This is a genomic window from Nocardioides alkalitolerans DSM 16699, from assembly GCF_000426525.1.
GTDB classification, from domain to species: domain Bacteria; phylum Actinomycetota; class Actinomycetes; order Propionibacteriales; family Nocardioidaceae; genus Nocardioides; species Nocardioides alkalitolerans.
The window spans coordinates 172,595-197,306 of sequence record NZ_AUFN01000011.1 but is presented as its reverse complement, the minus strand read 5'-3'; the positions used below and the strand labels follow the sequence as shown (position 1 = coordinate 197,306).

Here is a 24,712-nt window from a genome sequence, read left to right as displayed (position 1 = left end):
GTTCACCGCCTCACGATGCCCCAGCGAGCACCAGTTCGTGGTCCAGACCCATCGCCTCGAGAGTGTCACGAACCTCCGACAGTACCGCCGCACGGAACGTCGCGTCATCAGGTCGAGGTTCATCGTCATCTGACAGCTCGTGCAGGAACCGCGGGTAGTCCTTCTGGATCACGACCGTCTTCGGCCCGCCTGGTCCGTTCATCTCAACCTTGGTTTCCTCGGGGTTGAACCCCGACGGGATGTCCGTAATGACCGACTTCGGGTTGACCCGATCCTTGACGAGCTTGCCGATCCAATCCTTCGGGAGCACCTCGCCGCGGTAGCCCCGCAACACCCACTCCCGCGCCCTCACGCGGCGGGCCTGGTCGGTGCTCCGCTCGTAGCTGGTGAACGTGATCTTCTGAAGCTTCGCATCGTCCAGGTACTTAAGCCATGCGGGCGCCTCAACGGCGGTGCTCTCGCGCGGCCACAACTTCGCCTCAGGGAACCGACCCGCGAACCAGTCGCGGAACTCCGGCCACAGCGTGCTCATGAAGCTTCGGTTGCTCACGACCTCCGCGACCATCAGGCCACGAACTCCGGTCTCCGGAACCACAAGCAGGCCGCGAATGACGTACGTCGGCGCGTCCTGCGATCGGATGGAGTACGCCTCACTGTGGCTCGTCGTGTCGATCACCCGACCTTGCAACCCCCAGCGACCAACTTCTACGTCAAACCAGATACAACGGCCCTTGACCGTCTTACTGATCAGCTTGATGTAGCGGTTCTTCTTGCAAGCGCGGCCACTGCCAACGTGAGCCTTCAGGAACTCCGGGAAAACCGAGAGAAGGTCGTCACCCTTACCGGTGAAGTCGTGCAGCAGGCGCTCCGCGTCTTTCTTCGCGTTGAGTTTCCGCACAACGACCTCATGAACGGCGAATTGGTGCTTCGGCACGGGCACTTCCTCTCCAGCAGCTTGCGACGATGGTATTCGATCGCGCTTGAGGACGTGACGACACGCTCCAATTGCTTCCGGCCTGCCCCGCTCGTACCGAGAACGCCCCTCCCCGATTCAATGCCTGACGACGGCCTCAGTGGCTTGTCGCAGCTCCGCGCCACGCACTTCGGCTACGCAAACAGGAGCCGACCGACGGTCGACTCCTGTTGTCTCGATATCCAGGCTGATGGCTAGGCCGCATCCTCCGTCCATCGGTAGATGGTGGCTCGGGAGCAGCCCAGGGCACGAGCGATCACCGCATACGGCTCGCCAGCTGCCCGCATCCTGTTGGCTAGGGCTACTTGCTCTGTTGAGAGCACTGGCGGTCTGCCGACCTGACGACCGCGGGCCCTCGCAGACTCTCGTGCGGCTTGCGTCCGCTCGCGGATCAGCTCGCGCTCTAACTCGGCCATGGCAGCGAACACTGCCGCTGCCATTCGTCCCGCTGGGGTGCCCATGTCGAGCCCCTCGCGTAGTGAACGGACTTGGATCCCCCGCGAGTGCAGGTCGTTGAGGGTCCCCAGAACTTGCATCACCGAGCGACCGAGCCGATCGAGGGCGACAACGATAAGCGTGTCTCCAGACCGCAGGTGGTCCACGCAATCTGAAAGACCGGGACGGTCCGAGCGAACACCGGAGAGCTTGTCGGTCCAGATGCGAGTTGCGCCGGCGGCTTTGACCTGGTCGAGCTGCGGCGTCAGGTCCTGGCCGGAGGTTGACACACGACAGTAGGCCCCCACGAGAGCAGTCACGCTGGGTCCTGGTCAGCAGCCGGAGCGGCCTTCGGGGTGCTCCCCCTACAGCCCCCAGCCTTCGGGCCAGCAGGCGCCGGAGCGGGCCCGGGGGCCCCCGTCGCACACTCCGGCCGCCCGACCGCTTCAGTCTCGCCTTCAGCCGAACTGGCACACCTGGCCTCGAACGTTCGGCCGACCGTTCCAGGGATCCTGCCCGCAATCCCGGCCTCATCCGCTGCCTGAATGAAGGCGGTCCACGCCTGCTGGATCGTTCGCTCGGCGCCGTCGTCGTTTGGCGTGCGCGCCGCTGCATCCCAGAGCTGAAGCAGCTCGTCGTCCCCGGCCATCCTGTCGAGGTTCATCTCAATGTGTTTCCTGCTCGCTGCCACGCTGTCTCCCTGGCCTTGTGGTCCGGCGGATCCGAACTGAACTCAGGAATCACTGCGCACTGAGGGTGTGTACCTAAGTCACCGATACTCCCGAAATACGGACTGTTTCTATCCCGGGACCAGTGGACGGCTCAATGGACGTCAGGAAGGTCTGCGTTGCGCTCTGGGCCGACGCGCTCACCACGGCGCGATCGCCCGTCCAGTAGCAACGAAGTGGACAGCCCGCGATTGGAGGCGCTCTCGCGGATGGCGGTAGATCACACTGGCGTTCACGCCCATCTCTGCTGCTACGAGCTGAATCGATCCGCCGCTGAGGTCACGAGCCTCACGAGAGACCGATTCGGGTGATAGCACATGGCGAACTTTCTTGGCATGCACTCCACAACGGAGGCACGGCTCGCCGTCTCACCACGGCGCTCGCGCCCAGGAATCAGACAGACAACCTGTTACCCCGGCGGACCAGCGGATCAGTGGCCCGGACACGTTCGACCGTTGGTCTCACCGGCCGACAACTCACAGCCTTTGAGGCGACTGCATTTGTCGCTGCCCCGCTCCCCCTGCCCCGCGGCCCGGAGGCCCTGGAGCAGGCCCGGAGCGGCCCGGAGTGGCCCGAAGCGGGCGCTGGGCGGCACCATCACCTGGCTCAAAACTCGAAGTCGCGCATGCTCGCCACTGCCGCGTCGTGTAGGAGCTGAGCCTCCGCACGCCTGAGGCGATCACGCTGCGATGCGCGCAGCTCGCGTTCCTTCGCGCGGCCCCCTCCCGCTGTATCTAAGAACTGACGCCACTCCAGCAGCAACTCTGGACTTGGTTCCAGCAGCGTGCGCGCCTCGTTAACGAGGCGCTGGCTCGCTCCTGTCACTAACTCCAGCGTCACAGTTCCTGATCGTGACTGGATTGAGCTCCGCTCCCCCGGCGTGTAGGTCAGGACGCCAGATGCTTGCAGGTTCGCCATCTGCTTCCGCACGGCTGCCGGGGAGGCTGTTACATCCGACTGCACAAAGGCGGTCAGCGCCAAAAACCGCAGGCTGGCAAGCGCCGGAGCGCCGCGCGAGTAGGCGATCGTGAATGCAGCTTGGTGAAGTGCACGTCGCGTGGGCGCCATCGCGCTCGCCAGACCGCGCTCGAGCTGAGATGCGTAGGTCTCGGCGACGAGCTGACGCTGAGCGTCGTGATTGACCCAGTCGTCGGCGCGATCGAGAAGCAACGCAATCGCCTCGTTGTGCCTGCGGTAGCTGACAGTCCCGAGCCACAGCCTGATGGCCTTCTGATTGCGGAAGTGTTCAAGATAGGCGTCTCCGTCCGCATGCCCCGTCGCGGCCCAGTGGGCCAACTTTGGCCACCGCCGGACACACCTGCAGGCGGTCCTCATTGCCTCGCTACTGAGGTCCTGGACTCTGGAACTGGACAACGTCGATCACCCCTTGGCCGGGCTTGGCCGGAGGGTGGGGTGGGAGGGCGTTGGCGCTCCCACCCCAGTGAGTTCTCCGGCCAAGGTGAACTAGATCAATTACTCGGCCGTCGGCTCTCGCAACAAGCTCTGTCGATCGCTCCTGAAGCGGGAAGACAACTTGTTACCCCTACTAGGGTGCCGATTGCCCGTTTGGCATGATTGGGAATGCGGTCGAGATTGCGTGCTTCGCCCAACTCTGCGCATCACAAATTTGCTCTTGGCCCCGTCGCCCGTCTGTGCCTCGGCTCGTCCGGCAGGTCGGCGACTTGCGTTGTTTCTGGGATGGAATCCAGCACCCGCAGCCATGCGCTCGAGAGCGTAACCCACAGCTCCCGGCCGGAAAAGCCTCTGGGGCGACTGCATTTGTCGCTGCCCCGCTCCCCCTGCCCCGCGGCCCGGAGGCCCTGGAGCAGGCCCGGAGTGGCCCGGAGTGGCCCGGAGTGGCCCGAAGCGGGCGTTGGGCGGCCCGAAGCAACCCGTAGCCGCACCCAGTCCCGTCCGATTACGCAACGGCTGGCCTAAGAGTCAGGTGTGTCTCCGGGGAGGCTGTACGCGAAGCGCTTCGGGGCGAGATCCGAAGCCGACGGCGTCCAGTCCTGCCAGATCCGGAAGCGGCCGCCCGCGCACTCGACCGTCCCAGTTTTCGTGCGGGTCCAGCTAATGCTGTCCACGACCACAAGGTCCGTTGCAGCGTGACCCTCGGCGTGGGTCACCTCGTTGATGGTGAGCTCCACGGTGTCGATCTGCAGGGAGCTGCCTTTCACCTCCACGTGGCGCTCCACGCCGTCGAGGTTAAGTCTGATGTCGTAAGGCTTGCCGAGTTTGACGATGTCCGTAGCCCCGCGGCCGGAGTAGTAGTCGATCGCGGCGTCCACGGCCCAATTTTCGATGGCTGACCGGAGGACGGGATCCTGGACCCGGGTGGTGCGTCCGGGCAGAGCTTTCCCGCCAGGCGCATCCTCCTCGATGACCCCGTCGTCATCGGCGGGGGGCGAGGCGGACGGTTGTTGGTTCTGGCTTTGGCTCAAGAGGCCCTGACTGGTCGTCTGGGCAGCGCCAAGCTGCGGGAAAAGTTCAAGAAGCTGTCTCGGGAAAGTCGTGAAGTATCCCTGCTGCGCACGCAGTGCGGTCCCGCCGTATAGGTAGTAGGGGAAGTAGATCGGCTTCCCGTACTGGCTCTCTAGGGCAGCACGCAGGTCCAGTACGGCGGACGATTGAAGCTGAAGCAGCTCCGACGTCAGTGGATGGTCGAACGAGTTGAAGCCGCCAAGGTCCACGGCCCAAGCGTCCGTGACCCGGTCCGTGCCCTTCTCCCGCGCTGACACGCCACGCGGCTTCCATCGGTAACCATGAGCGACCTCGGCCGCAGCCTTGGCGATAGACCAACCCACCAGACCATGGGCTGATCCGCTGCCCCCCCAATGGAGAACCCGGTCGCCGGGCCGCACCTGCGAAACGAGCTCATAGAACGGTGACGCACTGGGGAACTTGGGCGCAATCAGCAACTCGCCGAGGAGGCCGTTGGTATCGATCGAGCGCACTTCCATCCAGTACCGCTGCGAAGGGTCCTGGGTCCACCAGGTATTGAGTGCCACGGGCCGACATCATGCCGGTGCGACGGGTCGCACGAGTGAAGGCGGAGCCGCATTGGGCACAATCACGCGGGACGCGCCCATTGCCGAGCTTGGGCCGATGCCTCACAGAACAACGGGCCGCAGGAACTCTGGGGCTGTCGCCCCCTCATCGTTCAGCGAAACAGCGACCTTGTGCCAGACCACGAATCGGTCGGCGCTCCGGCCGGGGTAGACCACTACATCGAGGAAGCTCTCGACCAACTGACGGCGCTGACGTAGCGGAAGGGAGTCGAATCGTTGCAGGAGAAGCGACTTGTGGTCCGCAGCGGCGCCCATGCTGATCCGGCCGTCGTTCTCCAGGATCAGAGCTCCGGACTCGATCAGCATGGCGCTGTTCGCGTCGGCCTCAACGATGCGTTGAATATCTGCCTCTAGCTCCAGCTCCCGCTGGCGATGTTTGGTGGCCTTGGCGCGCAGCGTGGAGCGATCGAACGGTGACTCATCATCGTCTAGTTCCTCGGTGATCTTGACCAGCTTCTTTTTCGCCTCCTCCAGCTCCACTTGGGCCCGACGAAGGTCCGACGCAGAGGAATTCTCCGACGGCAGCAGGTCGTTCGGCGCGAACATGAACGCGGAAACCACAGCGTTGCGGGCGAGGTCATCCAGCACTAGGGCTTTGGCCGAACCGTGACGAACCTTCTTGCCGCCGTCGTCGAACTCGGGAGGGACCGCTGGCAGCGCGGAGCGCTTGCAGCGGTACACCTTGTAGGAGGCCTTCCGGTCGCTCCCTACCGAGGACCGCAGGGGCTGCGAGCACAAGCCACATCGAGCGATGCCTGCAAGCAGCCATCTGGGCTCAAAGATGCGTCCGACGTCGCCGGGATTCTTCGTGATTCTCGCCCGCACCAGGTCCCAAAGGTCGCGGTCAACAATCGGTTCCCATACTGCCTTGACAGACTCGTCAATCTCGCCGCGAACCTCCATCAGGCCCGCGTTCCTAGGTCGCTTCAGCAACTGTTGGACGCTGGCGTAACTCCACGTCCGTCCGGTAGCCGTGCGTACTTCTCGGAGGTTCCACTCCTTAATGATGCTGTAGATCGTGGCTCCGGCTGCTATCTGCTCAGACGCCCACCTGATCTCGTTGGCTTCGTCTTCGCGGTGCGCAACACGGTCGGGTTCAAAGCCAAAAGGGCGATTACCCCACAGGGGCTGACCAGCCCGTCTCCGCTCGTCGAACCGCTGCTGCTGACGCTTGCTGCGAGTGATTATCTCTTGGCTTCCGACCCAGCCGCGCAGAAAGGCCACCACCTCGTGGTCACCGGAAGTCGGATCTAGCAAACCCTCTGCAAGTGTGTGCCAGCGGATGCCACTTTCGCGACAGATCATGAAGAGTTCCAGCACCTCCGCGGTCTGCCGCGAGAGACGATCCTGGAAGGTTGCCACGATGACGTCGAACTTCCTGGCCTTGGCGTCGGACACCATGCGCTTATAGCCCGGCCGCTCCTTCCCCGGCAGGAAGGCGCTGATGCCATCGTCGACATACAACCCAGCTACCTCGTAGCCCTGCTTGGCGCTGAGGGCCCTGAGGTTTTTCTCTTGCACTGCCACCTTGTCGAAGTCGTCATCAGTCTCGCTGATGCGGCAGTAGAGGGCCGCCCTAGGCGGCGTCGACCCAGTCGGCAGCTCGTGCATTGTCGAAGGCTAACCCCGGCAGGCCCGCGTTGAGGGCGAGGAGGAGGTCGAGGCACTCCTCCGAGCGGACCTCGCCGACGATGATCCGCGACGGGCGCATGCGCAGCGCTTCCTTCACGAGGTCCCGCAGCACGACGGACCCCGTGCCCTCGAGTCCGGACTGCCGCGTCTGCATCGGCACCCAATCTGGATGGGGGAACCTCAATTCGAAGACCTCCTCCGCCGACACCACGCGGTCGCCGCCGGGGATCGCCGCCGCTAGGCAGTTGAGCATCGTGGTCTTGCCGGCCTGCGTGCCGCCCGCAACGAGGACGTTGAGCCCGGCCCGGATCGCCGCGGTCAGGAACGCGGCCGCCTGCGACGAGAGGCTGTGCAGCTCGACGAGATCGCTGAGGCGCGCCGCCTTGAGCACGAACTTCCGGATGTTCACCGCCGTGAATCCGCGGCTGATGCCCTCGAGCACCACGTGCAGCCGGTGGCCCTCGGGCAGCATCGCGTCGACGAACGGGCTGGAGATGTCGAGCCGGCGACCGCTCGACTTGAGCATCCGCTCGACCAGCTCGGCGACCTGCGCCTGGGTGAGCATCAGGTTCGTCAGCTCGTGGCGCCCGTTGCGCGCCACGAAGACGCGGCTGGGGTCGTTGATCCAGATCTCCTCGACCGTCGGATCGTCGAGGAACGGCTGCAGCGGCCCGAACCCGGAGATGCGCGCGACCAGCTCGGCCACCACAGCAGGCACGTCACCGAGCTTCGCGACCGCACCGGTCAGGCTCCGGTCGTCGTGCTCGCGCGCCACGTTCTCCGCGATGCGGCGCACCACCGCGACGTCACGCTGGGGGTCGATGGCCTCGGCCCGCACCACCTCGCGCACCCGTGCGTCGAGGGCGTCCATCACGCTCGCCGGCGCGGCCGCGGCGGGCAGCGGCGGCCCGGCACCGTTCGCGCGCGAACGGCCGTCGACGTCGGCGATCGTCATTGGCAGAGCCCCGTCCCGAGTGGAGTTCCGAAGTGGCGATGAAGCAGAGAAGCAGTGAGAACCATGAAACAACAGCGCTCGGCGATGGGTCCACCACACCAGTCACAACCTGTGGAGAACTGTCATGACGGTGACAACGGGCGTGCTCTGGGTCGCCCTACCCTCGCGCCCTGACCCCGTGGAACGGACGGCCACCACCCGCACCTCCTCCATCTTCGACGCCGGCGCCCGGACAACCGGCACCCTCACCACACCACCTCGGGCCCGCGGTCGCCTGATGCGGCGGGCACGCCCGCGAGCAGTCATCGGGGCGACGTCGCGCCGGCGGGCCACCTGGCCGGTACGGGCCACACCCCGGTCGACCCAGCAGGCCGTGACACCGACACCGCTCTCGACCTGGCGGCGAACTGGGCGCCCGTGCCGAACGGGCGCGTCATCTCACCGAGGACCGTCGGGCTCAGCTCAAGAAAGGCACCAGTGCGGCCAACAGCCGGTCGGGTGCGTCGAGCGGGATCAGATGGCCACAGTGGTCGAGCTGGATGGTGGTGAGGTCGTCGGTCACGCGGCTCAGCTGAGCGCCGAGAGCGGGCCCGACCGGGCGTGCCCCGATGGCCAGCGTCGGCATGCTCAGTGAGCGCTCGGATGTCAGCGCGCTGATGGCAACAGCATTCGCCGGCATGGCGCGGTAGTGAGCGAATCCTGCCGCGAGTCGGTCACGGCCGGTGTAGGCAGCGACGAAGGCGTCCGTGAGAGCGGGATCGATGCCGCGGCGTGCGGCGGTACCGGCCTGGAGGAACCACTCGACGTACTCCCGTTCGTGTCCTTCCAGCACCGTCTCCGCCAGGTCGGGCACCTGATGGAACCCGAACCACCACGGCGCCCCCTTCGCGAGGAACGACTCGGCCCCCGGGAGGGCACCTGCCAGGGCTTCCATCACGACGAGGCGAGTGACGAGCGCGGGTCGGGTCAGTGCGAGCACCAGGGCAACGGGGACGCCTGCGTCGATCGCCACGACGTCCGCAGTTCTCATGCCCGCTTCCGCCATCTCGGTGGCGACCTGCTCGGCGAGCGACATCGCGTCGCCGCCCGCAACCGTGTCGGGAGTGAGCACGTGGTGCGTTCGTCGCAACTGGGGAAGCACCTCGTCCCAGAGCCGCGGCGTGTGGGGAAAGCCGTGCAGCAACACCAGTCCGTTCATGTCGACCCTCTGTTAGTCACTTTCAGTTACCTCGTTCAAACTAGATACCGTGGCCGGCATGGAGAAGAAGGCACTTCGTGCACACGAGGTCACCCCGTGGTGACCGCCCCCGACCGACGTGGCGATCTGTTCGACCCGTCGTGTCCCACTCGGCAGCTGCTCGACCGGATCAGTGGCAAGTGGGTCGCGATGATCATCAAGACCCTTGCCGAATCCGGAGAGCTGCGGTGGTCCGAGGTCAAGCGCGCGACGCCGGGCGTCTCAGCGAAGATGCTCGCTCAGACCCTGCAGTCGCTCGAGGGAGACGGGCTCGTGGCGCGTCGGGTCGAGCCCACCGTGCCGCCGGCTGTGCACTACTCCTTGACACCGCTCGGCGAGAGCCTCGACGAGCCGCTCGCCGCGCTACGGGCATGGGCCGAGGACCACATGCACGAGATCGATCCCCTCGGCACGCCCGCGTCCGCTGCCCGGCGGCCCTGACTGCGTCCTGACACACTGACGACATGGAAGGCCCCGTCACCAGCCTCGTCCTCGGGGGCACCATCGGTCTGCTGGTGGTGCTGCTCACGCGGTACGGCGCGAAGCGCGGCTGGTCGCCTCGACGGACCTGGGTCGGGATCGCCGGAGTGGCCCTCGGCCTCGGCGCGGTCATCGGTCTCGTGGCGGCCGCTCTCGACTGACCACTGCCGCAACCTCATCGGGCAGTGCTCGGCAGTGAACACGGCGGCCGCCGATGACCCCCAGAAGGCCGCCCAGCCCACCACCCGACCGCCCTCCACGACGACTCACGTCACACCAGCCCCACCTGTGAACATCGCCATTCGCACCGATTCCCCGGTCTGGTCCACCTAGATTCAATCCCCGTGCCGACCGAGACGCCCGCCGCGGGCCCGCCCAGCCGCTCCACGGGGCCGGCGCGCGCCCTCGCGAAGGCAATCCTGGCCGCCTCCCTCGCCACGCTCCTCGTGGCCACCGCCCTCGTCGCGCTCGCCCTCGTGGCCCCCGAGCGCTTCGCCCCCGCGACCCCCGACAGCACCTCCGAGACCGACGCCGGCACCCAGATCGACCCCGCCGACCTCGAGCCCGCGGCGGCCGCGGGCGGCGTACGCGTCGCGGTGCTGATGCCGTTCGCCAGCGCGTCCGGACGCACCGGGCTCGTGCGGCCCGCCGACCACACCCCCGCCCTCCTCGGCGGCTTCTCGTGGGACCTGCACAAGGGCGACAACGCCGCCGTCTACGCCAACTTCCGATCGTTCGACGGCCCCGTCACCCTCAAGGTCGCGCGCATCGCCAGCAACAACAACGGCGCCGGCACCATGCTCACCCTCGACGTGCGCGTCGGCGGCACCCTCCTCGGGCAGATCCGCTACGGCCACCTGCGCAACCTGCAGGTCACCACGAGCACTCCGGAGTTCTCCCCCGGCCGCCTTCTCGGCTACCTCGCCACCGGCCGCACCCCCGACAACCGCTGCGCCGACGGCACCGCCGACGGGTGGCCCTACTCCAGCTCGTGGCGCGTGTGCACCGAGAGCGGCATCCACACCCACACCGACTTCCAGAAGGCGTGCTGGGCGCGGTTCCCGACGTACGCCGTGCTGCCCGCCGACACCGCCATCGGCATGATGTCGACGGCCTACCCGGTCGCCACCAACACCGAGTGCGACGCCGCCGAGCTCGACTACGTCAACACCGACCCGGTGGCCGACGGGGACTTCGTCACGTACGGCGGGCACACCTACCGCGTCGCCGGCGGCGCCCCGATCTACGTCTCCTCCTGGGCCGGGTTCGGGGGCGCGCAGCCCACCACCGCCTACACCCGCGAGCAGTTCGGCACCCTGCGCCGCTACCCCGTCGAGGGCACCTTCCTGCGCGGCGTGCCGTCGAACCGCCTCTTCCGCGTCGTCGGCAACAGCCCCCTCCACGTGCCCGACCTCGACCCCGGCAGCGCCCCCGTCACCGACGTCGACGACGCCGCGATCGACCGCATCGGCGCCGACCACATGTACGACCACCTCACCGCCCTGCCCGCCGAGGGCACCTTCATCCGCACGGCGCGACGCGGCAGCGTGTACGTCGTGGCCGGCGGCGCCCCCGTCTACGTCAGCACCCTCGACCCCTGGGGCGGCTCGGGCTCCATCACCTTCACCAACGTCGGCGAGCAGACCGTCACCAACGCGGGCGTCGCCGGCCTCTCCGGCGCCTGGCAGCACCTGCGCGCCGTGCCCGCCGAGGGCACGTTCCTCATCGGCAAGGCCGGCGGAGGCGTCTACCGCGTCGCCGGCGGCTCGCCCCAGTGGGTCGACTCCTGGACCCCGTTCGGGGGCCGCCAGCCCACCACCGCCGTCGACGACGCCGCCATCGCCCGCGCCGGGTCCGGCGGCAGCTACGACCGGCTCAGCGCCTACCCCGCCCCCGGCACCGTGCTCCGCGCCGTCGGCACCGACCGGCTCTACCGCGTCGCCGGCGACGCGCCGCTCCACGTCACCTCGGCGAGCGTGCTCGAGGCCGGCGCCCCCGCGGCCGTCGACGTCTCCGCCGCCGTCCTCGACCGGGCCGGCCAGCCCGGCGGCAACCTCGCCCACCTGCGCGCCCAGCCCGTCGACGGGACCGTCGTGACCGCGGGCGGCACGCCGTACGTCTTCGCCGGCGGCGCCGCCCTCGCCGGTGGCAGCGCGACCGGCGCCGTGCGCGTCGACGCCGCTGCCCTCCAGCGCGCGGGCGAGACCGCCCAGCCGTGGGGCGGCCACGTGCTCGGCGCGCCCCGCGACGGCACCTACGTGCGCACCTCCGACGGCGCCACCACCGGCAGCGTCGCGCGCGCGGCGGGCGGGACGCTCCTGACGCTCTCCTCCTGCGAGGCGCTCGACGGGTGCGCCGGGGCGGTCGCCGTACCGGAGAGCTCGGTGCTCGCCTTCCAGGCCGCCCGTCCGCGGCCCGCGACCGGCACGCCCCTGCGGTTCGTGCCCTCGGGCCGCACCGTCACCGTGACCGACGAGCGCTGCCTCGACGTCGCCCCCACCAGCCCCGAGGCCGCGGCCGCCGTGGCCGTCAACGACGGCGACTTCTACTGCGACGAGACCGCACCGGCCGCCCCCGGCGACGTGCGCGCGGTGCGCGGCGACCGCTCCGCCGTGGTCAGCTGGAGCACCCCGAGCGACGACGGGGGCCTGCCCGTCACCGGCTACGCCGTCACCACCTCCCCCGGCGACGTCGTCACCGAGGTCGGTCCCGAGGCGCGCAGCCTGCGCCTCGACGGCCTCGTCAACGGCACGGCGTACACGTTCACCGTCACCGCCACGAACGACGCCGGCACCTCGGAGCCCTCCGCGCCGTCGACCGCGGTCGTGCCCGCCGGCCGCGCCCTCCCCATGGCGCAGCCCTACGCCCGCGTGGTCGAGGACGACGTGACCCTGGCCTGGCTGCCGGGCGACGGCAACGGCGAGCCCGTGACGCAGTACGTCGTGCGCCGCGGCAGCAGCAGCGGCAACACGTACGTCGTGGTGCCCGCCGACCGCGACCGCATCGTCGTGGAGAACCTGCCGCGCGGCACCTACACGTTCACCGTCTACGCCACCACCGTGCTCGGCAACAGCCTCGCCAGCCCGGTCCGCACCGTGACCGTCACCGCCGGCGTGCCCGCCGCTCCCGCTCGGCCGACCACCGTCGTGAAGGGCGCCAACGTCACGCTGAGCTGGACCCCGCCGCCGGCGAGCGGCTCGACGATCACCGAGTACGTCGTGCGCCGCGTCGGACCCGACGGCAGCCGCTACTGGCCCGTCCCCGGCGCCAACAGCTCGCTCACCTTCCGCGGCGTCGCGCCCGGCACCTACGCGTTCACCGTGTACGCCCGCAACGGCATCGGCACCAGCACCCCGAGCGCCGCCGCGCGGGTCACGCTGCGCTGAGCCGGTCGGCCGTGCGCGGGGCAGGACGGGACGGGGCGAGGCGTCAGATCTCGCCCTTCTCCACGAGGTCGACGAGGTCGGCCACGGAGTCCTTGACGCGCGTCGGCCGGTAGGGGAACAGCTCGATCTGCTCGCGCGTCGTCGAGCCCGTCGTCACGAGCACCGTGCGCAGGCCCGCCTCGAGCCCGGCGATGATGTCGGTGTCCATCCGGTCGCCGACCATCACGGTCGTCTCGGAGTGCGCCTCGAGCCGGTTGAGCGCGCTGCGCATCATCAGCGAGTTCGGCTTGCCGACGTAGTAGGGCTGGCGGTTCGTCGCCGTGCTGATGAGCGCCGCGACCGCGCCCGTGGCCGGCAGCTTGCCCTGCTGGCTGGGGCCGCTGGCGTCGGGGTTCGTGGCGATGAAGCGGGCGCCGCCGTCGATGAGCCGGATCGCCTTCGTGATCGCCTCGAACGAGTAGGTGCGGGTCTCCCCCAGCACCACGTAGTCGGGGTCGCGGTCGGTCTGCACGTAGCCCACGTCGTGCAGCGCCGTGGTGAGCCCCGCCTCGCCCACGACGTACGCGGTGCCGTTCGGGCGCTGGTCGAGCAGGAACTGCGCGGTGGCGAGCGCCGAGGTCCAGATACGGTGCTCGGGGATGTCGATGCCGCTGCCGAGCAGGCGGGCCCGCAGGTCGCGCGGGGTGTAGATCGAGTTGTTGGTGAGCACGAGGAACTCGCGCCCGGACCCGACGAGCGCCGCGATGAACTCCGCGGCGCCGGGGATGGGCTCCTCCTCGTGGACGAGCACGCCGTCCATGTCGGTCAGCCAGGTCTCGATAAGGCGGGGTTCGCTCATGGCTCCATCGTGGCGCCGACGTCAAGCGCCGCGGGGCTCAGCGCCGCTTCAGCGAGCGCTGGATGACCTGGTTCGCGGCCCGCTGGAACCCGACCACCACGCCCTCGAGCGTGACGCGCCGCAGGTTGGCGACGGTGGCCTCCATGCGGGCGGCCTCGGCGGCCGTGTGGGGCTCGGCGCGGTACGGCCGCACCACCTGCTCGCGCAGCACCTCGGTGAGCTCGTCGGCCAGGGCCGTCATGTGGCGGTCGATGATCTCGCTCGCGGCCACCAGGCTCGCCGTGGGCACCTCGACCCCCAGCATCTCGACGCCGAGGTCGAAGCCGGGCAGCAGCACGTACGTCGCGCTGCCGCCGTCGTCGGCGTCGCCGCCCTCGCCGTCGCTCTCCGCGGGCTCGACGGCCCGGAGGGCGACCAGGGTGAGCATGTCGTCCTCCGACAGCGGGCGGCGCGCGCGCTTCTCGACCTGGCGCCAGGTGACGCGCTCGGGCGGCTCGGTGGTCCAGGACGTGAGCATGGCGCGCTGCAGCGCGAGGTCCTCCGTGGAGGCGCCGGCGGGCAGCGAGGTCATGTAGCGCTCGATGGCCTGGAGCGTGAAGCCGTGGTCCTGCAGCGCCCGCACCATCTCGAGCCGCGCCACGTGGGCGTCGCCGTAGTAGGCGACGCGCCCCCGCCGTACGGGCGGCGGGATCAGCCCGAGGGAGGCGTAGTAGCGGGTCGTGCGCACCGTCGTGCCGACCTTCGCCGAGAGCTCGTCGATCGTGAGCTCGGCCGTCTCGTCGGCCGTCCGGTCACCCGGGTCGGGGGCGTCGGCGGACGGGGCGGGGGTGGCGGTCACGACGGTGACAGTAGGGCTGTCGCGGCGGCGGAGGCAATCTGCGGCGCGTCGACGGGGGCCCGTCACGCCGTACCGCTTGCATGCTGACAGTTCTGCTGTAACAGTTGAGATGTCACATCTGGTCCGCCCCGCACGACGCCTCGCCCACGAAGGAGCCCGCATGCCCACCGCCAGCGCCGCCGACATCCTCGACACCGAGCACGAGGACTTCCGCGCCATGGTGCGCGCCTTCGTCGCCAAGGAGGTCACGCCCTTCCACGACCAGTGGGAGAAGGACGGCATCGTCGACCGCGAGGTGTGGCGCAAGGCCGGCGCGCAGGGCATCCTCAGCTTCGACGTCGAGGAGCAGTACGGCGGGATGGGCCTCAAGGACTTCCGCTACAACATGATCGTCGCGGAGGAGCTGAGCCGGTCGCTGGCCAGCGGCATCGGGTTCCCCGTGCACACCGACATCATCGTCCCCTACATCTCCTCCCTCGGCACCGAGGAGCAGAAGCAGCGCTGGCTGCCCGGCTGCGTCTCGGGCGACATCGTCACCTCCGTCGCGATGACCGAGCCGGGCGCCGGCTCCGACCTGCAGGGCATCCGCACGTCGGCCGTCGACAAGGGCGACCACTACGTGCTCAACGGCTCGAAGACGTTCATCAGCAACGGCATCATGGCCGACCTCGTGATCGTCGTCGCGCGCACCGACCCCGACGCCGGCCACCAGGGCATCAGCCTGCTCGTCGTCGAGCGCGGCATGGAGGGCTTCACCCGCGGCCGCAACCTCGACAAGATCGGCCTCAAGGCGCAGGACACGGCCGAGCTGTTCTTCGACAACGTCGTCGTGCCGAAGGAGAACCTGCTCGGCGAGGAGGGCTCCGGGTTCATCTCGCTCATGGTGAACCTGCCGCAGGAGCGCCTCTCCATCGCCACCATCGCCGTCGCCGCCTGCGAGGGCGTGCTCGAGATGTGCCTGAGCTACGCCAAGGAGCGCGAGGCGTTCGGCAAGCCGATCGGCAAGTTCCAGCACAACCGCTTCCTGCTCGCCGAGATGGCCACCGAGGTGCACATCGCCCGCGTCTTCGTGAACGACTGCGTGATGCGCCACAACCGCGGCGAGGTCGACCCGTCGCTCGCGTCGATGGCGAAGTGGTGGACGACCGAGCTGCAGAAGAAGCTCGTCGACCAGGGCGTGCAGCTGCACGGCGGCTACGGCTACATGATGGAGTACCCCATCGCGAAGGCCTACGTCGACAGCCGCATCCAGACCATCTACGGCGGCACGACCGAGATCCAGAAGGAGATCATCGGGCGCATGCTGGGGGTATGAGCCCCGGCCTCCACCCCGCCCGCACGGCGACCGTCCTCGCGCGACCGGCGGCCCCGCACCGGTCCGTGACCAGTGCGTGGGCCGCCGTCCACACAATTGATGCGCACATTAGGCTGCACTGGTGACGTCTCCCACCCCCCAGCAGGTACGACGCGCACTCGCCCGAGCAGAGCGTGGCGCGGCCCTCGACGCGGCCGAGGCCGGTGTCCTCCTGGCCGCCACCGGCGAGGACCTCGACCGCCTGACCGCGGTCGCCGCCCGGGTGCGTGATGCGGGCCTGGTCGGCGCGGGGCGCCCGGGGGTCGTGACGTACTCACCGAAGGTGTTCATCCCGGTGACGCGGCTGTGCCGCGACCGCTGCCACTACTGCACGTTCGTGGAGACCCCCAAGCAGGCCGAGCGGGAGGGGCGCTCGCCGTACCTCTCCCCCGACGAGATCCTCGACATCGCCCGCCAGGGTGCGGAGCTGGGCTGCCTCGAGGCGCTGTTCACCCTCGGCGACCGGCCCGAGGACCGTTGGCCCGAGGCGCAGGCGTGGCTCGACGAGCAGGGCTACGACACGACGCTCGCCTACGTGCGCGCCATGGCGGTTCTGGTGCTGGAGGAGACCGGGCTGCTGCCGCACCTCAACCCCGGCGTCATGTCGTGGGAGGAGATGAACCGGCTCAAGCCGGTCTCGCCGTCGATGGGCATGATGCTCGAGACCACCTCGCGGCGGCTGTTCGAGACCAAGGGCGAGGCCCACCACGGCTCCCCCGACAAGGACCCGGCCGTGCGGCTGCGGGTGCTCGAGGACGCGGGTCGCCTGGGCATCCCCTTCACCACCGGCATCCTCGTCGGCATCGGCGAGACGATCGAGGAGCGCGCCGACACGATCTTCGCGCTGCGCAGGGTCTCCGCGCAGTTCGGCCACGTGCAGGAGGTGATCGTCCAGAACTTCCGCGCGAAGCCCGACACGGCGATGCGCCACTCCGGCGACCTCGGGCTCGACGAGTACCGCGCCGCGATCGCCGTCACCCGCATCGTGCTCGGCCCCAAGGCCCGCGTGCAGGCGCCGCCGAACCTCGTCGACCTCGCCGAGTGCCGCGCCCTGCTCGAGGCCGGCGTCGACGACTGGGGCGGCGTCTCGCCGCTCACCCCCGACCACGTGAACCCCGAGCGTCCCTGGCCCTCCCTGGAGCGGCTGCGCCAGATCACCGCCGACTGCGGCTTCGCCCTCGAGCCCCGGCTCACCGTGCACCCCGAGTACGTCGTGGGCGCGCTGGTGCGCGAGGAGGCCTGGATCGACCCACGCGTGCTCGGCCACGTCGCGGCGCTGGCCGACCCGGGCACCCGTTCGCCCGAGCGCGCGGGCCTCGCCGTACGCGAGGTGCGGCCCGTCGGTCGCGCCTGGCAGGAGCCGGACCCCTCGCTCGAGGCCGCCGGCTACGGCCGCGTCGACCTGCACAGCGAGGTCGACACCGAGGGCCGCACCGAGGACCGTCGCTCCGACTTCGACACCGTGTACGGCGACTGGGACGAGGTACGGCGCGCTGCCGCCGTCGTCTCGACGCCCGGCGACGGGGGCCCGGTCTCGGCGCCCGCGGCGGGCGTCACCGCTCCGTCCGTGTCGCTGGCCGAGGGCCGCGAGGCGCTGGCAGCCGCCGAGCGCGACCCGGGCGGGCTCTCCGACGCCCACGCGCTCACCCTCATCAACGCCGAGGGCGACCTGCTGCGCGCCGTCACCGGGCTCGCGGACGACCTGCGCCGCGCGACCGTCGGCGACGACGTCACCTACGTGGTGAACCGGAACATCAACTTCACCAACGTCTGCTACGTCGGCTGCCGGTTCTGCGCGTTCGCGCAGCGCCGTACCGACGCCGACGCCTACTCGCTCTCGCTCGACCAGGTCGCCGACCGCGCCGAGGAGGCCTGGGACCTCGGGGCCACCGAGGTCTGCATGCAGGGCGGCATCGACCCGCAGCTGCCGGGCACGGCGTACTTCGACATCGCCGCCGCCGTGAAGACCCGGGTGCCGGGCATGCACGTGCACGCCTTCAGCCCGATGGAGATCGTCAACGGCTCGTCGCGCACCGGGCTGTCGTTCGAGGACTTCCTCATCAAGGCCCGCGAGTCCGGTCTCGACTCCATCCCGGGCACGGCCGCGGAGATCCTCGACGACGAGGTCCGCTGGATCCTCACCAAGGGCAAGCTGCCCACCGCCACCTGGATCGACGTCATCTCGACCGCGCACCGCGTGGGCATCCCGACGACCTCGACGATGATGTACGGCCACGTCGACAACCCGCGCCACTGGGTCGGCCACCTCCGGGTGCTCTCCCGCATCCAGGACGCGTCACTGGCCGAGGGCCGCACCGGGTTCACCGAGTTCGTGCCGCTGCCGTTCGTGCACTCCTCCGCGCCGATCTACCTCGCCGGCGTCGCGCGCCCCGGCCCGACCCTGCGCGACAACCTCGCCGTGCACGCGATGGCCCGGATCCTGCTCCACGGACGCATCGACAACATCCAGACCTCGTGGGTGAAGCTCGGCGTCGACGGCACCCGGATGATGCTCCAGGCGGGCGCCAACGACCTCGGCGGCACGCTCATGGAGGAGACCATCTCCCGCATGGCCGGCTCCGAGCACGGCTCCGCCAAGACCGTCGAGGAGCTCGTCACCATCGGCGCCGGCATCGACCGGCCCGTGGTGCAGCGCCGCACGACCTACTGAGCCCCGCCGAGCTGTCCCGTCTGCACCGGCGCAGGGCGCCGAGCTGTCGCGTCTGCACCGCTGAGGAGCGTCGAGTTGTCGCGACTGCCGTGCAGACCCGACAACTCGGCGGGTCCGGAGCGTGCAGACCCGACAGCTCGGCGGGGCGGCCTCAGCCGAGCGGACGGACGAGCAGCTTCTCGACGCCGTACACGATCGACTGCCCGAAGTACTCGAGGTCGTCGCTGCCGTCGACGAGGGTCATCGCGGGGAAGCGTTTCGCGAGCGCCGGGTAGGCCTTGCGGAGCTCGACGCGGGCCAGCTCGGCGCCGACGCAGCGGTGGATGCCGTGGCCGAAGGCGAGGTGGGACTTCGACGGGCGGTGCGGGTCGAAGTCGACCGGGCAGCCCCCGAAGGCCGGGTCGCGGTCGACGGCGGGCAGGTGCACCAGCACGACGTCGCCCTTCTTGATCGGCTGGCCGTCGACGACCACGTCGGTCTTCGCGAAGCGCGGGAACGCGATCTGCACGACGGAGAGGTAGCGCAGCAGCTCCTCCACGACGGCGTCGACGTCGGCCTCGCCGGCGACGAGCGCCTCCCAGTGCTCGCGGTGCTCGAGCAGCACCACGGTGCCCAGCGCGAGCATCCCGGCGCTGGTCTCCATGCCGCCCGTGAACGCGCCGTCGGCGAGCCCGCCCAGGTCGTAGTCGCTGATCTCGTCGCCGAAGTCGCGCACGATCTGGCCGATGAGGCCGGGGCCGGGGTCGTGGCGCTGGCGGGCGGTCTCGGCGAGCAGGAACTCGCGGGAGCCCGAGATCGCGCCGAGCACGGCGTTGCCGCCGCCGGTGACGTCGAAGCGGGCCGAGCCCAGCTCGCGGAAGGTCTCGCGGCGCTCGTCGGGCAGGCCGAGCAGCTCGCAGATGACGAGGAACGGGACGGCGAAGCCGAAGAGGGGCACGAGGTCGACGACACCGTCGTCGGAGGCCTTCGCGGCGGCCTCGATCTCGTCGAGCTGACGGTCGATGATCGCGTCGATGAGCGGCTCGAGCCGCTGGAGGCGACGCCGGGTGAACTCGGGCGTCAGGAACTTGCGGAGCCGGGTGTGGTCGGGCGGGTCGGTGAACCCGAGGCCGCCGATGTCACCGTCCGAGGCCCCCGACTTGCCGACGTACGGGCGGATGTCGGTCGAGTAGGACGTCTGGTCGACGAGGACGGCGTGGCCCGCGTCGTACCCCGTCACGAGCCAGACGTTGAGGCCCAGGAAGGTCGTGAGCTTCTGCACCGGGGCCTCGGTGCGCATCTCGTCGAGCCGCGCGGGCGAGTCCATGCCGTCGCGCTGCAGCGGCCAGCCCAGCGTCGGCGGGATCTTGTCGACCCTCGAGAGGTCGACCCGCCCCGCCGCCTGGCGCATCACGACGCCGCGCACCCCCGAGAGGACGCGCGTCCGTACACCGTCCAGGACCCCGATCATCTTGCTCACGAGCGTCAGTCTGCCCGGAGGGCGCGTCTCCACGCCCTCCGGGGCCGACCGTCCGTACGGCGTGTCTCAGCCGCGTCCGCTCGAGGAGCGGGCCCGGCGGGCGATCGAGTCGATCGCCACCGCCAGCAGGAGCACCGCGCCGGTGACCATGAACCGCACCGACGAGTCCACGCCGACGATGTTCAGGCCGGACTGGATGGCCTGCAGCACGATGATGCCGAGCATCGCGGAGTACGCCGACCCGCGACCACCGAAGAGGCTGGTGCCGCCGATCACCGCGGCCGCGATGGCCATCAGGTTGGTGTCCGTCGTGCCCGTCGCCTGCGACACCGACGTCTGCTGACCCGCGGCCAGCACCCCGCCGAGGGCGGCGAGCGTCGAGGTGAGCACGAAGACCGAGACGTAGATGCGTCCGACCTTCACGCCCGAGCGGCGGGCCGCCTCCTCGTTGCCACCGACGGCGAAGACGTGGCGTCCCCAGCGCGTACGGCGCAGCATGAGGTCCATGCCGACCACCAGGGCGGCGAACAGCAGGAACAGGTAGCTCCAGCCGCGGTCGACGCCCAGGTACCAGGTCAGCCAGCCCAGGCCGAGCGCGAGCAGGCCCGCCTTGACGCCGAGCGTGACGAGGGAGGGCGCCGAGAGGTCCGCGCGCTTGCGCTGGCGCACCTTCCAGAGACCGCCCGCGACGTACAGCGCCACGACGAGCGCCACCGCGACGTACGCCGCGGTGCCCGTCAGGTAGCTGAACCGCGCGAACTCGATGAGCCCCGAGTTCGGCGGCAGGTTGATCGTGCCGTCGCTGCCCAGGATGTAGAGGAGCACGCCCTGGAAGCCCAGGAGACCCGCGAGGGAGAACACGAAGCTGGGGATGCCGAGCTTCGTGTAGAGCAGCGCGTAGACGAGGCCGACGACGACGCCGACCCCGACGCCCGCGGCCATGCCGAGCACGAGCGACTGGCTCTCCTTGACGACGAGCACCGCCATGACGGCGGCACCCATCCCGGAGACGGAGCCCACCGAGAGGTCGATCTCCCCCAGCAGCAGCACCAGGACGATGCCGAGCGAGATGATCCCGATCGGCGCCGCGTAGGCCAGGATGTTGACCAGCGAGAACGACGAGAGGAACCGCGGGTCGAGGCTGTAGAAGACCGCGCAGATCACGATCAGCCCGATGACGACGGGCAGGCTGCCCAGGTCACCGCCGCGCAGCCGGCGCCACACGAGGTCGAGCGCGCCCCCCAGCCCCTTGGACTGGACGAGCCGTTCGTCGGCGAGGTCGGCGGCGACGGTCATGAGGTCTCTCCTGCGGGTGCGTCCACGGTCTTGGTCTGCTGCGTTCCGCCGATGGGGGCCTCGCCCCGCTCGGCGCGGTCACGCTCGCTGGCACCGGTGATGGCCGCGACGAGCTGCTCGACGCTGACGTCGGCGGCCCGGAAGCTGGCGGCGTTGCGCCCGAGGCGCAGGACCTCGATGCGGTCGGCGACCGCGAGCACGTCGGACATGTTGTGGCTGACGAGGATGACGCCGAGACCGGTCTCCCGGAGGCGGCGCACGAGGGCGAGCACCTCGGCGGTCTGGGCGACGCCCAGGGCGGCGGTCGGCTCGTCGAGGATGACGATGCCGGGGTCGCCGACCAGGCTGCGGGCGATGGCGACGGTCTGCCGCTGACCGCCCGAGAGGGCCGCGATCGGGATGCGGACCGACGGGATCTTGGCGGAGAGACGACGCAGCAGGCGCCACGCCTCCTGCTCCATGCTGACCTCGTCGAGCACGCCGAGCTGACGGCGCTCCCGGCCGAGGAACAGGTTGGCGACCACGTCGAGGTTGTCGCAGAGCGCGAGGTCCTGGAACACCGTGGCGATCCCGAGGTTCTGCGCGCCACGCGGACCGGCGATGCTGACCGGCTTGCCGTCGAGGCGGATCTCGCCCGCGTCGGGCTGGTAGACGCCGGCGATGATCTTCACCAGCGTCGACTTGCCGGCACCGTTGTCGCCGACGAGGGCGACGACCTCACCGGCCGCCACCTCCATCGAGATGTCGGAGAGCGCCTGGACCGCGCCGAAGCGCTTGCCCACGCCCGAGAGGGAGAGGGCCAGGCCCGAGCCGGCCGGGTCGCCCCGGCCGGCTCGGTCCGACGCAGGCGAGGCCTGCGTCTTGGTCAGGTCGGGAGAGGTCACGAGGTGAGCCCCGCCTCGGCACAGGCGTCGGCGTAGTCCTCGGTGCAGATCTGGTCGACCGTGTAGAACTCGTCGGCGATCACGGTGTCGGCGACGTTGTCGGCGGTGACCACGATCGGGTCGAAGATGAAGGACGCGACGCCCTCGTAGTCCTCGGTGTCGGTGATCTCCTCGCCCTGGGCGAGCGCCACGGCCACCTCGGCGGCCTTCTCGGCCTCGATCGGGATGGGCTTGTAGATCGTCATCTCCTGCTCACCCGCGAGGATGCGCTGGATGGCGGCGATCTCGGCGTCCTGGCCCGTGATGGGCGGCAGGGCGGTCGGGTCGACGCCCGCACCGGTCAGCGCCGAGACGACGCCACCCGCCTGGCCGTCGTTGGCGGCGTACACGCCCGCGATCTCGCTGGCGTCGAAGCGCGCGAGCTGGTCGGTGGCCCACTGCTGGGCGTTCTGCGGGCTCCAGTCGGGGTTGTCGTACTCCGCGAGGATCTCGAGGCCGCTGGCGTCGATCGCCTCGTGGGCGCCGGCCTTGAACTGCGCGGCGTTCGGGTCGCTCGGGGCGCCGTTCAGCATGAGGATGCCGCCCTGGTCGCCGGTGGCCTCGATGAGCGCCTCGCCCTGCATGCGGCCGACGGTCTCGTTGTCGAAGGAGAGGTAGTAGTCCGCGCCCTCGATGAAGCGGTCGTACGCGATGACCGGGGTGTCGGCCTCCTGCGCCGTACGGACCATGCCGCCGGCGCCCGCGCCGTTGACCGGGTCGAGCACGATCACGTCGGCGTTCTGGGAGATGGCGGAGTCGACCTGCTGGGTCTGCTTCGCCTCGTCCTGGTCGGCGTTGAAGTAGATGACCTCGCAGTCGTCGCACAGCTCGGCGACCTTGGCCTCGAACAGCGGCTTGTCGAAGGCCTCGTAGCGGGTGGTGCTGGACTCGGGCAGGAGCAGGGCGATGGTGGAACCGCCACCACCCTCGCCGCCGCCGTCGCCCGACTGGGCGTCGTTCGCGCCGCAGGCGGCAAGGCCGCCGGCGCCGACGAGGATCGCGGCCGACGTGATGGCGACGCGCTGGAACTTGGTGGGCATGCGTTTCTCCTCGGTGACGTGCAGCGGCGCTGCGTAGGAACAGGTGGAGTGTTGTGCCTCACAGGACTTGCCGTCAAGACTTGAACGCAAGAATCGTCATTCGGGGTGAATCGGTCTAGTTTCGGACATGTCTTGACGGCAAAGCGCCTTGCCGCCACAGTTACCGCCGTGTCCACCGCCGACGTCCGGGGCCCTGCGCCCGGCTCCACCGCCACGCTGCGCACGACGAACACCCGTCGTGTGCTCGACGTGCTGCGTACGGCGGGGGGCGCGCCCGACGACACGGACGCGACCGTGCTCACCCAGGCCGAGCTCGCCCGGGTGACGGGGCTGGCGCCGGCGACGGTGTCCAACATCATCCGCGAGCTCGGCACGGTCGGGCTCGTGACGACCGAGCCGGGCGGCGGGCGTCGGGGCACGGTCGTGCGGCTGTCGTCGGAGGCCGGTGTCGTGGCCGGTGTCGACTTCGGCCACAGCCACGTCGCGGTCGCGATCGGCGACCTCACGGGCCGCCTGCTCCACGAGCGGCGGGGGCGTCTGCCCTCGGTGCACCAGCACGAGGAGGGGCTCCGGTTCGCGGACGCGCTGCTCGACGAGCTGCTGGCGGAGGCCGGGATCGAGCGCAGCAGCGTCCGCACCGTGGGCCTCGGCCTGCCGGCACCGATCAGCGACCGGGTCGTGCGCTCGGCGGCGATCCTGCCGGGCTGGGTGGGCGTCGACGCGATGGAGGCGTGCGAGCAGACCTTCGGGGTGCCCGTCTGCGTCGAGAACGACGCCAACCTCGGAGCGCTCGCCGAGCACCGCAACGGCGTCGCCCGCGGCCACGACTCGTCGGTCTTCGTGAAGATCTCGTCGGGCGTCGGCTCCGGGATCATCATCGACAACCAACTGTTCCAGGGCAACGGCGGCGCGGCCGGCGAGATCGGCCACCTCACGCTCGACGAGAACGGGCCCGTCTGCCGCTGCGGCAGCCGGGGCTGCCTCGAGGCCTACGCCTCGGTGGCCACCATCCTCGGCATGATGAAGGCCCAGCTGCCCGACGCGACCCTCGACGACGTCGTGGCCGCGGCCCACGCCGGCAACGTCTCCGCCCAGCGCTCCATCGAGGACGCCGGTCGCCACCTCGGCTGGGGCCTCGCGAGCGTCGTCAACCTGCTCAACCCGGCCCTGGTGGTCGTCGGGGGCGACATGGCCCGCGCGGGCGAGCTGCTGCTCGAGTCGGTACGGCGCGAGCTGCGCCGCCACGTGCTCGACGCCGTCGCCGGCACGCCCGTGCTGCTCAGCGAGCTGGGTGAGCGGGCCTCGCTCGTCGGCGCCGTGCTGCTCGCCGCCGAGCGCACCGAGCTGCTCGAGCTGACCGAGCTCGACTGACCCGGAGGCCCTCCCCCGGCCGGCC

Annotated in this window: 19 protein-coding genes; 6 read left to right on the top strand and 13 right to left on the bottom strand. The window is 69.8% G+C overall.

Going from position 1 to position 24,712, the window contains the following annotated elements; translation table 11 throughout:
- Window positions 1-10: 10 nt before the first annotated feature.
- The 7 genes from K329_RS0107550 to K329_RS31620 all read right to left on the bottom strand — a co-directional run bounded on the left by K329_RS0107550 (window position 11) and on the right by K329_RS31620 (window position 8,992).
- Window positions 11-934, bottom strand: a complete 924-nt coding sequence (locus tag K329_RS0107550) for a hypothetical protein (RefSeq protein WP_028472559.1) — start codon at window positions 932-934, stop codon at window positions 11-13.
- A gap of 233 nt (window positions 935-1,167) precedes the next feature.
- Entirely contained in the window at window positions 1,168-1,698 is a 531-nt protein-coding gene (locus K329_RS32065; RefSeq protein ID WP_084541156.1) for a recombinase family protein, read from the bottom strand.
- Window positions 1,699-2,742: 1,044 nt separating this feature from the next.
- Window positions 2,743-3,432, bottom strand: a complete 690-nt coding sequence (locus tag K329_RS0107540) for a hypothetical protein (RefSeq protein ID WP_157571624.1) — start codon at window positions 3,430-3,432, stop codon at window positions 2,743-2,745.
- A gap of 638 nt (window positions 3,433-4,070) precedes the next feature.
- Window positions 4,071-5,147, bottom strand: a complete 1,077-nt coding sequence (locus tag K329_RS29445; protein WP_028472556.1) for a protein NO VEIN domain-containing protein — start codon at window positions 5,145-5,147, stop codon at window positions 4,071-4,073.
- Between the two features lie 102 nt (window positions 5,148-5,249).
- Entirely contained in the window at window positions 5,250-6,818 is a 1,569-nt protein-coding gene (locus tag K329_RS0107530) for a recombinase family protein (protein ID WP_028472555.1), read from the bottom strand.
- Window positions 6,784-7,794: a TadA family conjugal transfer-associated ATPase gene (locus K329_RS25350; RefSeq protein ID WP_245596477.1), complete on the bottom strand. Its 1,011-nt coding sequence runs from the start codon at window positions 7,792-7,794 to the stop codon at window positions 6,784-6,786. The genes K329_RS0107530 and K329_RS25350 overlap by 35 nt, the downstream gene beginning before the upstream one ends.
- Before the next feature lie 457 nt (window positions 7,795-8,251).
- A complete protein-coding gene (locus K329_RS31620; RefSeq protein ID WP_052336533.1) occupies window positions 8,252-8,992 on the bottom strand; it encodes an alpha/beta fold hydrolase in 741 nt (246 codons plus the stop codon).
- Between the two features lie 99 nt (window positions 8,993-9,091).
- Between K329_RS31620 and K329_RS31615 the strand changes: the two genes are divergently transcribed.
- The 3 genes from K329_RS31615 (at window position 9,092) to K329_RS0107500 (ending at window position 12,897) form a co-directional block, all read left to right on the top strand.
- Window positions 9,092-9,472 (top strand): winged helix-turn-helix transcriptional regulator, encoded by a 381-nt coding sequence (locus tag K329_RS31615; RefSeq protein ID WP_245596475.1) that lies wholly within the window; start codon window positions 9,092-9,094, stop codon window positions 9,470-9,472.
- Window positions 9,473-9,495: 23 nt separating this feature from the next.
- Window positions 9,496-9,672, top strand: coding sequence for a hypothetical protein (locus K329_RS30775; RefSeq protein WP_157571623.1), 177 nt, complete (start codon window positions 9,496-9,498; stop codon window positions 9,670-9,672).
- A 183-nt stretch (window positions 9,673-9,855) separates the two neighbouring features.
- The gene (locus K329_RS0107500) at window positions 9,856-12,897 is read left to right on the top strand and encodes a fibronectin type III domain-containing protein (RefSeq protein ID WP_028472554.1); all 3,042 of its coding nucleotides are present in this window, start codon (window positions 9,856-9,858) and stop codon (window positions 12,895-12,897) included.
- A 43-nt stretch (window positions 12,898-12,940) separates the two neighbouring features.
- Here the strand turns inward: K329_RS0107500 and K329_RS0107495 are convergent, their stop codons facing one another.
- A complete protein-coding gene (locus K329_RS0107495) occupies window positions 12,941-13,735 on the bottom strand; it encodes an HAD-IIA family hydrolase (protein ID WP_028472553.1) in 795 nt (264 codons plus the stop codon).
- A gap of 37 nt (window positions 13,736-13,772) precedes the next feature.
- Window positions 13,773-14,573: a MerR family transcriptional regulator gene (locus K329_RS31445; protein ID WP_052336531.1), complete on the bottom strand. Its 801-nt coding sequence runs from the start codon at window positions 14,571-14,573 to the stop codon at window positions 13,773-13,775.
- A gap of 160 nt (window positions 14,574-14,733) precedes the next feature.
- Here K329_RS31445 and K329_RS0107485 point away from each other — a divergent pair, with 160 nt between their 5' ends.
- The gene (locus K329_RS0107485) at window positions 14,734-15,888 is read left to right on the top strand and encodes an acyl-CoA dehydrogenase family protein (RefSeq protein WP_028472552.1); all 1,155 of its coding nucleotides are present in this window, start codon (window positions 14,734-14,736) and stop codon (window positions 15,886-15,888) included.
- Between the two features lie 118 nt (window positions 15,889-16,006).
- Window positions 16,007-18,598, top strand: a complete 2,592-nt coding sequence (locus K329_RS0107480) for a bifunctional FO biosynthesis protein CofGH (protein ID WP_028472551.1) — start codon at window positions 16,007-16,009, stop codon at window positions 18,596-18,598.
- A 151-nt stretch (window positions 18,599-18,749) separates the two neighbouring features.
- On the opposite strand, the gene K329_RS0107475 is transcribed toward K329_RS0107480, so the two are convergent.
- From K329_RS0107475 to K329_RS0107460, 4 genes are all read right to left on the bottom strand, one after another.
- Window positions 18,750-20,048 (bottom strand): cytochrome P450, encoded by a 1,299-nt coding sequence (locus K329_RS0107475; protein ID WP_084541153.1) that lies wholly within the window; start codon window positions 20,046-20,048, stop codon window positions 18,750-18,752.
- Window positions 20,049-20,123: 75 nt separating this feature from the next.
- Window positions 20,124-21,353 carry a sugar ABC transporter permease gene (locus K329_RS0107470; RefSeq protein WP_028472549.1) on the bottom strand — a complete coding sequence of 410 codons (1,230 nt, stop codon included), beginning with the start codon at window positions 21,351-21,353 and terminating at the stop codon, window positions 20,124-20,126.
- The gene (locus K329_RS25330) at window positions 21,350-22,237 is read right to left on the bottom strand and encodes an ATP-binding cassette domain-containing protein (protein WP_425411473.1); all 888 of its coding nucleotides are present in this window, start codon (window positions 22,235-22,237) and stop codon (window positions 21,350-21,352) included. The genes K329_RS0107470 and K329_RS25330 overlap by 4 nt, the downstream gene beginning before the upstream one ends.
- Window positions 22,234-23,316, bottom strand: a complete 1,083-nt coding sequence (locus tag K329_RS0107460) for a substrate-binding domain-containing protein (RefSeq protein WP_028472548.1) — start codon at window positions 23,314-23,316, stop codon at window positions 22,234-22,236. Before K329_RS0107460 ends, K329_RS25330 begins: the two co-directional genes overlap by 4 nt.
- 168 nt (window positions 23,317-23,484) lie before the next feature.
- Between K329_RS0107460 and K329_RS0107455 the strand changes: the two genes are divergently transcribed.
- Complete coding sequence (locus K329_RS0107455) at window positions 23,485-24,687, top strand: ROK family transcriptional regulator (RefSeq protein WP_028472547.1); 1,203 nt, start codon at window positions 23,485-23,487, stop codon at window positions 24,685-24,687.
- Window positions 24,688-24,712: the final 25 nt, after the last annotated feature.

What these genes read in the sequence shown, in the direction of transcription:
- K329_RS31620 (WP_052336533.1), bottom strand. Translation starts at nt 8,992, where the DNA reads ATGAACGGACTGGTGTTGCTGCACGGCTTTCCCCACACGCCGCGGCTC.
- K329_RS25350 (WP_245596477.1), bottom strand. Translation starts at nt 7,794, where the DNA reads ATGACGATCGCCGACGTCGACGGCCGTTCGCGCGCGAACGGTGCCGGG.
- K329_RS0107475 (WP_084541153.1), bottom strand. Translation starts at nt 20,048, where the DNA reads ATGATCGGGGTCCTGGACGGTGTACGGACGCGCGTCCTCTCGGGGGTG.
- K329_RS0107530 (WP_028472555.1), bottom strand. Translation starts at nt 6,818, where the DNA reads ATGCACGAGCTGCCGACTGGGTCGACGCCGCCTAGGGCGGCCCTCTAC.
- K329_RS0107495 (WP_028472553.1), bottom strand. Translation starts at nt 13,735, where the DNA reads ATGAGCGAACCCCGCCTTATCGAGACCTGGCTGACCGACATGGACGGC.
- K329_RS0107470 (WP_028472549.1), bottom strand. Translation starts at nt 21,353, where the DNA reads ATGACCGTCGCCGCCGACCTCGCCGACGAACGGCTCGTCCAGTCCAAG.
- K329_RS30775 (WP_157571623.1), top strand. Translation starts at nt 9,496, where the DNA reads ATGGAAGGCCCCGTCACCAGCCTCGTCCTCGGGGGCACCATCGGTCTG.
- K329_RS0107460 (WP_028472548.1), bottom strand. Translation starts at nt 23,316, where the DNA reads ATGCCCACCAAGTTCCAGCGCGTCGCCATCACGTCGGCCGCGATCCTC.
- K329_RS0107485 (WP_028472552.1), top strand. Translation starts at nt 14,734, where the DNA reads ATGCCCACCGCCAGCGCCGCCGACATCCTCGACACCGAGCACGAGGAC.